Annotated in this window: 12 protein-coding genes; 6 read left to right on the plus strand and 6 right to left on the minus strand. The window is 55.6% G+C overall.

Annotated features, from left to right (window positions below; translation table 11 throughout):
• Window positions 1-488 precede the first annotated feature (488 nt).
• Window positions 489-935 (plus strand): GNAT family N-acetyltransferase, encoded by a 447-nt coding sequence (locus GHN92_RS08805; RefSeq protein ID WP_133144250.1) that lies wholly within the window; start codon window positions 489-491, stop codon window positions 933-935.
• On the opposite strand, the gene def is transcribed toward GHN92_RS08805, so the two are convergent.
• Window positions 889-1,428, minus strand: a complete 540-nt coding sequence (gene def / locus GHN92_RS08810; RefSeq protein ID WP_095003261.1) for a peptide deformylase — start codon at window positions 1,426-1,428, stop codon at window positions 889-891. The genes GHN92_RS08805 and def overlap by 47 nt on opposite strands.
• Window positions 1,429-1,430: 2 nt before the next feature.
• Window positions 1,431-2,384, minus strand: a complete 954-nt coding sequence (locus GHN92_RS08815) for a YihY/virulence factor BrkB family protein (RefSeq protein WP_095003262.1) — start codon at window positions 2,382-2,384, stop codon at window positions 1,431-1,433.
• Between the two features lie 281 nt (window positions 2,385-2,665).
• On the opposite strand from GHN92_RS08815, the gene GHN92_RS08820 reads away from it, so the two are divergent.
• Window positions 2,666-3,046 (plus strand): hypothetical protein, encoded by a 381-nt coding sequence (locus tag GHN92_RS08820; RefSeq protein ID WP_016782092.1) that lies wholly within the window; start codon window positions 2,666-2,668, stop codon window positions 3,044-3,046.
• A 206-nt stretch (window positions 3,047-3,252) separates the two neighbouring features.
• Here GHN92_RS08820 and fadD1 read toward each other — a convergent pair whose 3' ends face one another.
• Window positions 3,253-4,944, minus strand: coding sequence for a long-chain-fatty-acid--CoA ligase FadD1 (gene fadD1 / locus GHN92_RS08825; RefSeq protein WP_095003263.1), 1,692 nt, complete (start codon window positions 4,942-4,944; stop codon window positions 3,253-3,255).
• 329 nt (window positions 4,945-5,273) lie between these two features.
• Window positions 5,274-6,962, minus strand: coding sequence for a long-chain-fatty-acid--CoA ligase FadD2 (gene fadD2 / locus GHN92_RS08830; protein WP_133144251.1), 1,689 nt, complete (start codon window positions 6,960-6,962; stop codon window positions 5,274-5,276).
• Between the two features lie 209 nt (window positions 6,963-7,171).
• On the opposite strand from fadD2, the gene GHN92_RS08835 reads away from it, so the two are divergent.
• Complete coding sequence (locus GHN92_RS08835; protein WP_133144252.1) at window positions 7,172-8,116, plus strand: alpha/beta hydrolase; 945 nt, start codon at window positions 7,172-7,174, stop codon at window positions 8,114-8,116.
• Window positions 8,117-8,195: 79 nt separating this feature from the next.
• Window positions 8,196-8,666, plus strand: a complete 471-nt coding sequence (locus GHN92_RS08840) for a MaoC family dehydratase (protein WP_019829146.1) — start codon at window positions 8,196-8,198, stop codon at window positions 8,664-8,666.
• Between the two features lie 119 nt (window positions 8,667-8,785).
• Here GHN92_RS08840 and GHN92_RS08845 read toward each other — a convergent pair whose 3' ends face one another.
• Window positions 8,786-9,253, minus strand: coding sequence for a PA2169 family four-helix-bundle protein (locus GHN92_RS08845; RefSeq protein ID WP_095003266.1), 468 nt, complete (start codon window positions 9,251-9,253; stop codon window positions 8,786-8,788).
• Window positions 9,254-9,461: 208 nt separating this feature from the next.
• Here GHN92_RS08845 and GHN92_RS08850 point away from each other — a divergent pair, with 208 nt between their 5' ends.
• The gene (locus GHN92_RS08850; RefSeq protein ID WP_019693207.1) at window positions 9,462-9,698 is read left to right on the plus strand and encodes a DUF3820 family protein; all 237 of its coding nucleotides are present in this window, start codon (window positions 9,462-9,464) and stop codon (window positions 9,696-9,698) included.
• 12 nt (window positions 9,699-9,710) lie between these two features.
• Window positions 9,711-10,904 carry an aminotransferase class V-fold PLP-dependent enzyme gene (locus tag GHN92_RS08855; RefSeq protein WP_095019696.1) on the plus strand — a complete coding sequence of 398 codons (1,194 nt, stop codon included), beginning with the start codon at window positions 9,711-9,713 and terminating at the stop codon, window positions 10,902-10,904.
• A 95-nt stretch (window positions 10,905-10,999) separates the two neighbouring features.
• Here GHN92_RS08855 and GHN92_RS08860 read toward each other — a convergent pair whose 3' ends face one another.
• Window positions 11,000-11,665, minus strand: coding sequence for a bifunctional 4-hydroxy-2-oxoglutarate aldolase/2-dehydro-3-deoxy-phosphogluconate aldolase (locus GHN92_RS08860; RefSeq protein ID WP_095003268.1), 666 nt, complete (start codon window positions 11,663-11,665; stop codon window positions 11,000-11,002).
• Window positions 11,666-11,681: the final 16 nt, after the last annotated feature.

Here is an 11,681-nt window from a genome sequence, read left to right on the forward strand (position 1 = left end):
TTATGGCTACGACCCCGTAAACATGGAGCATAGCTAGCCAAATGACGCGCGCAAACAAATGGCCATCAACCTGCGACGGAACGCTCACGCTTTAAAAATTTACCAAATGGATGATGCAGTATTAAAAGTGACAGGGCCCCGAGGAGCGAGCCCCGGTAAATCCACTTAATGACCAAACAATCCGGTGTCAGTTTTTTTGGCTTTCTTGTCAGCGCGTTTTTCATCGGCTGTTTTAGCCGGCTTTTTCTTCGCTGCTTTCTTTGAATCCATACCTTTGGACATGTTATGCACTCCAGTAACCAGGGTTGTTCACTGAGGTATAGCACTGATCCATGGTGAACTTTCATTTAAAGTGGGTTATTTCGAAATGAATGCGTATGTGTACCCTTTAATTCCGAATACAGATCACCCACACTATTCAGATAACCCGCAGAAATCTGCCTTTTAGTTATTTATACTGCGCGCCCCTCCCCCGAGCCTGTGGACTTATGACTGCCATTATTTACGCCCCGCTTGAAGCGGCTTTATGGCCACTGATGAACAAGTTTTATCGCACACATCAATCATCGATGAAGGCGGTCAGGGAAGCGCAGTTATGGGTCGCCCGCAAAGAGGGGATTATTGCCGGTTTATGTTTGCGGCCAATGGCTCACGGCCACTGGCTGACCGGGCTTTTTGTCGCGCCAGCGCTACGCGGCCAAGGGGTGGCTGGCGATCTGGTCAGCCAGGCAATAGCTGCCGTCGATGGCCCGATCTGGTTGTTCTGCGACCCGCAGTTGCAGGGGTTTTATGAAAAGCTGGGGTTTAGCCTGGACGTGGAATTGCCCCATGCCCTAAATGAGCGGCTGGTTCGCTATCAACGCAACAAAGCGATGATAGCGATGGGCCTTACTCCTTGGTGTGCGGATCCAGATCAGGAAACAGCACCTCAATAAAACCGAACTTGCTGAAGTCCTTGATCCGTGACGGATACAGACGACCGATCAAGTGATCGCACTCATGCTGCACGACCCGCGCATGAAACCCCTCTGCAATCCGTACGATTGGCTCACCCTTGGGGGTGAAACCTTCGTAGCGGATCTTGTGGAAGCGCTCGACGACCCCACGTAGACCCGGCACCGACAGGCAACCCTCCCAGTCCTCTTCAACTGCCGGGCTCAGCGGCGTGATCAGCGGGTTGATCAGAATGGTCTGCGGCACGGCTTCGGCATCCGGGTAACGCTCGCTGTGCTCGAAACCGAACACCACCAGCTGCAGGTCAACGCCAATCTGCGGCGCTGCCAGGCCCACGCCGCCAGCGTGTTCCATGGTCTGCAACATATCGTCGAGCAGTTGCCAGAGTTCTGGCGTGTCGAACATCTCATCCGGCACCGGTTGGGCCACACGTAATAAACGCTCATCACCCATTTTCAGGATTTCACGAATCATGGTCAGGTTTCATCAGAAGTGGATTTAAGGGAGTGGTCGCGGCCAAGGCCGGAGACATGCTGCTTTGGATCAGGGTCGGCAGACTCATCGAATGTCTTCTCGCCCGGATTTTTGCCTTCAGCCGACATATGTTCGATCACAGCATTCATTTCAGCGCCCAGCAACAGCACCGCGGCCGAAATGTAGAAGTAAAGCAACAGCACGATGATTGCACCGATACTGCCATACATGGCGTTGTAGTCCGCGAAGGTTTTGACATAAAAGGCAAACCCCAAGGAAGCCACAATCCAGACCACTACCGCCAGCACCGAGCCCGGGGTAATAAAACGGAATTTCTGCTCAACATCGGGCATCACGTAATACATCAACGCCACTGCCACCATCATCAGCAAAATAATCGCCGGCCAGCGCAGGATGGTCCACAGCGTGACCACAAAGTCTTCAAGCCCCACCTGCCCCGCCAGCCAGCTCATCACCTGCGGTCCGAGCACCATCAGTGCGGCGGCGACCAGCAGCATGCCGGCAATGCCGATCGTGTAGAAAATCGACAGCGGAAAACGTTTCCAGACAGGGCGCCCTTCAACCACGTCGTAAGCAGCATTCATTGCGCTCATCATCAGGCGCACACCCGCAGAAGCCGTCCATAGCGCAATGACGATACCTACCGAAAGCAATCCGCCCTTGGATTGCTGCAACTGGTCGATCACCGGGTTGACCTGCTCCAGCGCTTGCGGCGGCAGTACCAGTTCGGACTGCAGGCGCAACCAGGTAAAGAAGTCTGGCAGATGCAAAAAACCGATCAATGCAATCAGGAACAGAATGAAAGGGAATAACGAAAACAGCATTTGATAGGCCAGCGCCGAGGCGTAGGTCGACATTTCATCGTCGATAAATTCCTTGACCGTTCGGATCAAGACTTTGCCCAAAGGCAGGCCGTTCAAGCCTGGGAATAACATAGCGTCTCCTTTCGCCGCACCGTTAATGAGGTCAACACGCCTCCAAGCGAAGGGTTTTACCTAAAAGTAGCCCAATTGGCGACTTTGAAAATACCGGATCGCCAAACCCGTAAAAAGGCCAACCCAACATTGACCTTGTGGTCCGGCATCGAGTTTCATTTATTTTCTGCCCATCATTTCGTCGATCAGCGCAGGTTGGGCTTTATGTTTGCCCGCTAACCCCCGAGAATACGCGACGTATTCAGGCTATGGCGCTGAAGATCCGCAATTGTAGGAAGGTTATGAAACTCGATAAAAAGCTGGCTATTGCCCGCAGGAACCAGGAACTCGGCGGCGCGGTACTCGGCGTCAACAACTGCCATTTCGCCGCACTGAACACCAACAAGAACATCTGGTGGTTCGATATTCCGCTGGCGCGCCTGGCCGTCGGCCAGTACGAATGGGTGCATCTGCTCCTGCACACCCCAAGCACCGACGAACTGCTGCACCTGAAGGTAACGACTGCATTCCTGCGTGAAAAACGCGAAGGCATGGTAGTACGTGCAACGCACAAGCGTACGCCGACCATGAGCCTGGAGTTGAGTGCAGACAAGGACTCCTATCTGCAGGACGTGCGTCCTACAGGTACTGGCGTCAACTTCGCACAGTTTTTACAGAAATAAACCCAAAGGCCAAAACCTGTGGCCGACCTGTAGATACTCTGTTGCAGGTCAAGCCCTATTGTGGGAGCGAGCCTGCTCGCGAACGACCTTCGCGAGCAGGCTCGCTCCCACAGTTGCAGTGTTCCTTCGGCAGCTGCTACAACAGACCTTCACCGTATCAAAACGAAAAATCCCCGCATTGCGGGGATTTTTCGTATCCAGGCCTGTTACTTCTTGAGGCCCAGCTTTTTCAGTTCTTCGTCTCGCAACTCACGACGCAGGATCTTGCCCACGTTGGTGGTCGGCAAGCTGTCGCGGAACTCGACGAACTTGGGCGCCTTGTAAGCCGTCAGGTTGGCACGCATATGCGTCATGACCTGTTCCTTGGTCAGCGTCATACCCGGCTTGACCACGATAAACACCTTGATCAGCTCACCGGTCTTCTCGTCCGGAATACCGATTGCAGCGCACTGCAATACGCCCGGCAAGGAGGCCATCACGTCTTCCAGCTCGTTGGGGTAAACATTGAAGCCCGACACCAGAATCATGTCTTTTTTGCGATCAACGATACGCATGTAGCCATCAGGCTGAATCACTGCGATATCACCGGATTTCAACCAGCCTTCGCTGTCCATGATCTCGGCGGTGGCGTCAGGACGCTCCCAGTAGCCTTTCATGACCTGCGGGCCCTTGATGCACAGCTCGCCGACTTCACCCAGCGGCAGCTCTTCGCCGGCATCGTTAATCACTTTGCACAGGGTCGAAGGCACCGGAATGCCAATGGTACCGATCTGAATGCTCTGGGCCGGGTTGACCGTGGCTACCGGACTGGTCTCGGTCATGCCATAACCTTCGCAGATCGGGCAACCGGTCACGGTCTTCCAGCGCTCGGCCACCGACAGTTGCAAGGCCATGCCACCCGAGAGCGTCACTTTGAGGGCCGAGAAATCCAGCTTGCGGAACGCCTCGCTGTTGCACAGCGCCACAAACAGGGTATTGAGGCCGACAAAACCGGTGAATTTCCACTTGGACAGCTCTTTGACCATCGCCGGTAAATCACGGGGGTTACTGATCAATACGTTGTGATTGCCCAGTAGCATCATCGCCATGCAGTGAAAGGTAAAGGCGTAGATGTGATACAGCGGCAAAGGCGTAATCAGGATTTCACAACCTTCATCGAGGTTGGAGGCCATCAATGCCTTGCACTGCAACATGTTGGCGATCAGGTTGCGATGGGTCAGCATCGCGCCCTTGGCCACACCGGTAGTGCCGCCCGTGTATTGCAGCACGGCAACATCACTGCTCACCGGGCTGGCTTCCTTGACCGGCTGGCCCTGGCCTTTGCTCAGCACGTCGTTGAACTTGACGGCCTGTGGCAAATGATAAGCAGGGACCATCTTTTTCACGTACTTGATGACGCTATTGATCAGCACCCGCTTGAAAGGCGACAGCATGTCAGCCACTTCGGTGACGATCACATACTTGACCGACGTCTGGGGCACGACTTTTTCAGCCAGATGCGCCATGTTCGCCAGGCACACCAGTGCCTTGGCACCGGAATCCTTGAACTGGTGTTCCATTTCCCGCGCGGTGTACAGCGGGTTGGTGTTGACCACAATCAAACCGGCGCGGATGGCTCCGAACACAGCAATCGGGTATTGCAACAGGTTGGGCAGCTGCACGGCGATGCGATCGCCCGGCTGCAAGTCGGTGTGCTGCTGCAACCAGGCTGCAAAAGCGCCCGACTGCTCATAGAGCTCACCGTAGGTAATGGTTTTGCCGAGGTTACTGAACGCCGGTTTATCGGCGAAACGCTGGCAAGATTCCCGCAGTACCGTCTGAATATTTGGATATTCATCTGGATTGATTTCAGCAGCAATCCCAGCTGGGTACTTATCCTTCCAAAAGCCTTCAATCATGGAAGCCCACTCCTCAGCGTCGCGAATTCTTCACCGCATCGGGTGCGGTTCTTATTTGTTTGATTTTTATAATGGACAGCTCTGACTTTCACTTACCCTGAAGTCACAAAGCGCGCCGAGAGTAGCAGCTTTGCCAAAGGCCGCCTAGAGCCAAAAACCGGGTTTAGAGTAACCAACCTGACTGTAGGACAATCCAAAGTCATCATTAGTGCAAACACTCTATTAACTAAGTAAGCCCTCTATCTCAAGCATTACAACCCCTTATCCTAGACATAAAAAAACGCTCGCGGCCTTTCGGCCAGCGAGCGTCTGTCGCCACAGTGAACGAATCAGGCGGTATCCCGTAACTCACGACGCAGGATTTTTCCAACCGGCGTCATGGGCAAGGCATCACGCAACACGATTTGCTTGGGCACCTTGTAACCGGTGAAATTGTCCTTGCAGTAAGCCGTGAGTTCCTCAACCGTCACCCCGCCTGCGCGCGGCACCACAAACAGTTTAACCGCCTCCCCCGTGCGCTCGTCGGGGACGCCGATAACCGCGCAATTGGCAACTTTGGGATGCGCCATCACGATGTCCTCGATTTCGTTGGGGTACACATTAAAGCCGGAGACAATAATCAGGTCTTTCTTGCGATCGACGATGCGGACAAAACCGTCCGGATCAATCACGGCGATATCACCGGTCTTGAACCAGCCCTCGGCATCCAGTACTTCGGCCGTGGCCTCGGGGTTTTGCCAGTAGCCCTTCATCACTTGCGGGCCTTTGACGCATAACTCGCCGCGCTCACCCAGCCCCAGATCAACCCCCTCATCGCTGATCACCTTCATGGCGGTGCCCGGCACCGGCATGCCCACCGTGCCCAGCCGTGCCAGCTGGCCGCAGGGGTTGGCGCTGGCCACCGGCGAGGTTTCCGTCAGGCCGTAACCTTCGACGATGCGGCACCCGGTGAGTTTCTCCCAGCGTTCAGCCGTCGCCTTGACCAGCGCAGTACCGCCCGAGTTGGTAATTTTGAGCCTGGAAAAATCCACGTCCTTGAAATCCGGGTGGTCCATCAGTGCAACAAACAAGGTGTTGAGCCCCAGGAAGCAGGTGAACTTCCAGTTTTTCAGTTCCTTGATAAAACCCTTGATGTCACGCGGGTTGGTGATCAGCACGTTATGGTTGCCGGTGACCATCATGCCCATGCAATTGGCCGTGAATGCATAGATATGGTACAGCGGCAGCGGGCCGATCATGATCTCGCGGCCGTCCTTGAGCATCGGCTGGCCGTCGGCGCCATGCTGGGACAGGCAGGCGCGCAACTGCTGCATATTGGCGACCAGATTGCCATGGGTGAGCATCGCGCCCTTGGGCAGGCCGGTGGTACCGCCGGTGTACTGCAGGACGGCGATATCATCCAGCGCTACCGCCAGTGGCCGGATCACCTGCCCCGCGCCCCGGCGCAAGACGCTTTTGAAGGCAATGGCCTGGGGCAACTGATAGGCAGGCACCAGTTTTTTCACCTTGTCGACCACCAGGTTGGTGATCCAGCCTTTGGCGGCCGGCATCATGTCGCCCATTCTGGCTTCGATCAGGTAGTCGATTTCGGTGTCTTGCAGCACTTCCTGTACCCGCTTGCCGAACATGTTCAGGTACACCAGCGCCCGAATCCCGGCGCTCTTGAACTGATGGCGCATCTCGCGCGAGGTGTAGAGCGGGTTGGTATTGACCACAATCAGGCCTGCACGCATGGCTCCGAACACGGCAATTGGATATTGCAGGGTGTTGGGCATTTGTACGGCAATACGGTCGCCCGGCTTGAGATCGGTGTACTCCTGCAGATAACCGGCAAACGCGGCACTGTGGCGCTCAAGCTCGGCATAGGTGATGGTCACTCCCAGATTGCTGAAGGCCGGGCGATCCGCAAACTTTTTGCAGGAGCGCTCAAACACGTCAACAACCGATTTAAAAGCCGTCATGTCGATATCCAGCGGTACACCGGCGGGACGTTTGTCATTCCAGAAATCAGGTTGCATTGTTTTTATCCTCGTACCTGAGTGTGCCTGGCCGCGTCTCGTGTCGAATGAAAAGCGGAGCTTGCGGACGTTAACAGTTATAAAGTTGTAGGCAAATACAGCGATCTTCGCCATTTACATCTTGAATCTTATTGCCGGGTAAACGCCCGTTAACTGGCCCCCTTGCAAATGCGCTATACACTGGTACGACAATAATTAAAGGAAATGCCATGACCCCTGAGACTTTCTGGCTGGAAGCGAATGACCGCAGCGGTCTTTTCGTTAACCAGTGGCTGCCGGACAGTACACCCAGGGCTGTTGTCCTGCTGGCTCATGGCATGGCTGAACACAGTGGCCGTTATGCGCACCTGGGCCAGGCCCTGTGTGCTGCCGGCTTTGCCCTGTATGCCCATGATCAGCGCGGTCACGGTAAAACAGCCGAGCGCGGCACCCTGGGCTATTTTGCCGGCAATGATGGCTGGTGCGCGGTGGTCAGCGACGTGGCCAGCCTGAGCCGGCATATCGGCCAGGCCCACCCGGGCATACCGGTTTTTTTGCTCGGGCACAGCATGGGCAGCTATATCGCGCAGGCGTATGTGATGCATCACAGTGCCAGCCTGCAAGGGGTGATTCTGAGTGCTTCGAATTTCCAGCCGGTGGCGCTCTATCGTGCAGCCAGCCTGATCGCCCGATTAGAGCGTTGGCGCCAGGGAGCCAAGGGCCGCAGTGCGCTGATCGAATGGTTGTCGTTCGGCTCGTTCAACAAGGCCTTCAAACCCAATCGCACGCCGTATGACTGGCTCAGCCGCGATCCGGCCCAGGTCGATGCCTACGCCAGCGACCCCCTGTGCGGCTTTCGGTGCACCAACCAACTGTGGATCGACCTGCTCGGCGGGTTGCAGCAAATCAGCAAAGCGTCCAATCTCGCTCAGATCGATCCGGGCCTGCCGCTGCTGATAATCGGCGGCGAATGTGATCCGGTGAGTGAAGGCAAGCGTCTCACTGATCTGGCCAGGGCATTGCGAAATGCCGGCAATCGTCAGTTGCAACTGAATCTGTATCCGCAAGCGCGGCATGAACTCTTCAACGAAACCAACCGCGATGAAGTCATGGCTGATGTAATTAAGTGGCTAAATCAGGCATTGAGCCACTCCCGCCCGTCGCGAAGCGAATGAGCGAAAAACAGATTTACACCTAAAAAGCTTTTAAAATCATAGCTTTAAAACCAAACACTCGTCACAGGACATGCGCTAGATGACTCAGGTTACCAACACCCCGTACGAAGCCCTCGAAGTCGGCCAGACAGCCAGCTACAGCAAAACCGTCGGAGAGCGTGACATTCAGCTTTTTGCGGCCATGTCCGGCGACCACAATCCGGTGCACCTCGACCCCGAGTTCGCCGCCGCCACCATGTTCAAGGAGCGTATTGCCCATGGCATGTTCAGTGGTGCGCTGATAAGTGCTGCCGTAGCCTGCGAGCTGCCTGGCCCGGGCACCATCTATGTCGGCCAGCAAATGAGCTTTCAGAAACCGGTGAAAATCGGTGACACCCTCACCGTGCGCCTGGAAATCCTGGAAAAACTGCCCAAGTTCCGTGTGCGCATTGCTACTCGCGTGTTCAACCAGCGCGATGAAATCGTTGTTGATGGCGAGGCCGAAATCATTGCGCCACGCAAGCAACAAACCGTGACCCTGCCGGTACTGCCTGCGATCAGCATTGGCTAAAACGCAATGTGGGAGCGGGCTCGCTCGCGATAGCATCAACTCGATCATTCTGATCAATCGAGTTTTTGCATCACGAGCAAGCCCGCTCCCACATTTTTGGAACTACAGCTTCAAGCTAATCATGCACGGGCACGGGCCTGATTGCGCAGCGCCTTAACCTGATCGTGGTTGCGTTGCACGCCGTGGTACTGGCGCTCTACCAGATCACGAATGCCGACCAGGTTGTGCTTGCTGATTTTTTCCAGCGCTTCTTTATAAGCCTTCAGCGCATGATCTTCGCCGCGCTCGGCTTCGTTGAGCACCGCTTCTTCGTCTTTGCCGGTAAACACAGACTTCACATCCACCCAACGGCGATGCAAGTCACCGGCCACGCTGGTGCTGGTTTCCGGGTCACCACCCAGAGCTCGAACTTGAGCCTGAAGTTCGGCAGCTGCGGCAGCGCAATCGGCTGAACGCTTGGCAAACAGAGCCTTCAGCTCCGGGTGCTTGATATCTTCGGCACAGCTTTTAAACCCTTCCTGGCCGTCTTTGCTGGTTTCGATCAGATCGTTCAGGATGCTAATGGCTTCTTTATTAAGGTCAGTCATTGTTCAATTCCTTACAAGGTTGAGGATCGTGCAATAGAGGTTGCAGGGCTCGTGCCAGTTTTATAATTAAATAAAATCCTTAAATATCAATGACTTAATAAATATCAAAAAATCTGTATCCGGTTTATATGCATGATCTGTCAATTGGCCTTCATGCAAATTGCCTGTATTTTGATTTCCACAGCTTTACCCATCTAAGGGCCGCTGCATGAACCCCGAAAAACTCGAACTGCTGGTCACTCGTGAAATGCCCTTCGGCAAATACAAGGGCCGAATCATCGCCGACCTGCCCGGCCAGTACCTCAACTGGTTCGCCCGTGAAGGTTTCCCCCACGGAGAACTGGGCGGCTTGCTGGCCCTGATGCAAGAGATTGATCATAACGGCCTGTCGGACCTGCTCGACCCGTTACGCGCCAAACACGGAAAACCCAAACCCCGCCATTGATAGAGCTGCCCCATGCCAAGGATTGAAGATAACGCCCGCGACGAACACTTCTGGCAAGCAATTGCCGAGCGCTACGACCTTGCGCCCGGCCCGATCAATCTGGAGAACGGCTACTTCGGGCGTATGACCCGCGACGTGGCACAGGACTACCAGCGTAATATCGACTTTATTAACCGCAACAACTCGGTGCCTGTGCGCCAGCACTTCGATACCACTCAGGGCCTGGAAATTCGCGACTCGCTGGCGGGGTTGCTTGGTGTAGCCCCTGCCGGCCTGGCGCTGACCTTTTGCGCGTCTGACGGCCTGCAATCATTGATCCGCAACTACAATGGCCTGCAAACGGGCGATCAATTGCTGATCAGCGACCTGGAATACCACAGCGTCGAATACGCCATGCGTGGAGTGGCACGCCAACGCGGCCTGGAAATTATCGAAATCTCCCACACGCACCCAGCCACGTTTGAAAGCCTGGTGGCCAGCTATCGCCAGGCATTTGAACGTAACCCGCGGATCAAGCTGATGGCGCTCACTCACGTTACCCATCGCACTGGCCTGGTCATGCCCGTGGAGGCCATTGTTGCGGCGGCAAAAGAGCATGGGGTTGACGTGATTCTGGACGGTGCCCATGCCCTGGGGCAGATCGAACTGGACCTGCCGGCACTGGGTGTGGCCTTTGCCGGATTCAACCTGCATAAATGGATTGGCGCGCCGCTGACCCTGGGCCTGATGTATATCGATCCCCAGCGCCTGGGCGACATTGACCCCGATATGGGCAATGAGCGCTACCCCGAGCCGGATGTGCGCAACCGCGCCGTTTATGGCACGGTCAACATCCCCGCCTGGCTAACCCTGACCAAGGTGCTGCAGGAACACCATGAGATGGGTGACGCCCGAGGCAAGGGTGCCCGACTCAACTACCTGCGCAACCTGTGGGTCAGCGAGGCGCGCAAGATCGAGGGCATTGAAGTGCTGGTCAACGATGATCCGCGCTTGTATTGCGCAATCACTTCGCTGCGCTTTACCCATGTGCAGGATCAACAACCGATGGTTGATCGCCTGCTCAAGGACTACAACCTGTTCACCGTAGCCCGCAACGGTTCGGCGTGTGGCAGTTGTATCCGGGTAACAGTGGGCTTTGCCACCACGCTGGATGACATCAACCAACTGGTGCGGGCGCTGCGCGAGCTTTCGCAAGCTCACACATAACCTTGTGGGAGCGGGTATTTTTCAGGCAAAAAAAAGGTGCGCCGACCAAGCGCACCAAAAACCGTAGAACACACAACACATTCGTAACTAAAACATCAATCCAGCAGGGCAAGCGCCTCAGCGGTGCATTCCTGGATTCGGGCCCAGTCGCCGTTCTTGATCCATTCGCTGTCCAGCATCCAGCTACCGCCCACGCACATCACGTTTTTCAAGGCCATGTAGTTGCGGATATTGGCCGGACCAACACCGCCGGTCGGGCAGAATTTCACTTCGCCAAAAGGACCGCCCAGGGCCTTGATCGCCGCTACACCGCCGCTGACTTCTGCAGGGAACAGTTTGAAACGGCGGTAACCCAAGCCATAGCCTTCCATGATCCCGGAAGCATTGCTGATGCCCGGCAGCAGCGGAATGTCGCTGGCAACACTGGCCTCGAGCAAGTCACGGGTAATGCCCGGCGTAACAATAAATTGCGAACCGGCGTCTTCCGCCGCCGCCAGCATATGGCGATCCAGTACGGTACCCGCACCTGTCACCAGCTCAGGGCGCTGGTCACGCAGGATACGAATGGCCTTGAGGCCGAACGCCGAACGCAGGGTCACTTCCAGCGCCGTCAGACCACCGGCCGCCAGCGCATCCGCCAAAGGCAGGATGTCTTGTTCGCGGGCAATGGTAATCACCGGCAGAATTCGTGCTCGCTCACACAGGCTGTCGATCAGGGCGACTTTATCCGCCATCGATACGTTCGCAATTGTTGTTGTCATGGCAGCTGATCCTTGG

Source organism: Pseudomonas sp. FSL R10-2964 (assembly GCF_009600035.1).
Lineage (GTDB): Bacteria > Pseudomonadota > Gammaproteobacteria > Pseudomonadales > Pseudomonadaceae > Aquipseudomonas > Aquipseudomonas bubulae.

What these genes read in the sequence shown, in the direction of transcription:
- GHN92_RS08840 (WP_019829146.1), top strand. Translation starts at nt 8,196, where the DNA reads ATGACTCAGGTTACCAACACCCCGTACGAAGCCCTCGAAGTCGGCCAG.
- GHN92_RS08805 (WP_133144250.1), top strand. Translation starts at nt 489, where the DNA reads ATGACTGCCATTATTTACGCCCCGCTTGAAGCGGCTTTATGGCCACTG.
- fadD2 (WP_133144251.1), bottom strand. Translation starts at nt 6,962, where the DNA reads ATGCAACCTGATTTCTGGAATGACAAACGTCCCGCCGGTGTACCGCTG.
- GHN92_RS08820 (WP_016782092.1), top strand. Translation starts at nt 2,666, where the DNA reads ATGAAACTCGATAAAAAGCTGGCTATTGCCCGCAGGAACCAGGAACTC.
- GHN92_RS08860 (WP_095003268.1), bottom strand. Translation starts at nt 11,665, where the DNA reads ATGACAACAACAATTGCGAACGTATCGATGGCGGATAAAGTCGCCCTG.
- fadD1 (WP_095003263.1), bottom strand. Translation starts at nt 4,944, where the DNA reads ATGATTGAAGGCTTTTGGAAGGATAAGTACCCAGCTGGGATTGCTGCT.
- GHN92_RS08845 (WP_095003266.1), bottom strand. Translation starts at nt 9,253, where the DNA reads ATGACTGACCTTAATAAAGAAGCCATTAGCATCCTGAACGATCTGATC.
- GHN92_RS08835 (WP_133144252.1), top strand. Translation starts at nt 7,172, where the DNA reads ATGACCCCTGAGACTTTCTGGCTGGAAGCGAATGACCGCAGCGGTCTT.
- GHN92_RS08815 (WP_095003262.1), bottom strand. Translation starts at nt 2,384, where the DNA reads ATGTTATTCCCAGGCTTGAACGGCCTGCCTTTGGGCAAAGTCTTGATC.
- def (WP_095003261.1), bottom strand. Translation starts at nt 1,428, where the DNA reads ATGATTCGTGAAATCCTGAAAATGGGTGATGAGCGTTTATTACGTGTG.
- GHN92_RS08855 (WP_095019696.1), top strand. Translation starts at nt 9,711, where the DNA reads ATGCCAAGGATTGAAGATAACGCCCGCGACGAACACTTCTGGCAAGCA.
- GHN92_RS08850 (WP_019693207.1), top strand. Translation starts at nt 9,462, where the DNA reads ATGAACCCCGAAAAACTCGAACTGCTGGTCACTCGTGAAATGCCCTTC.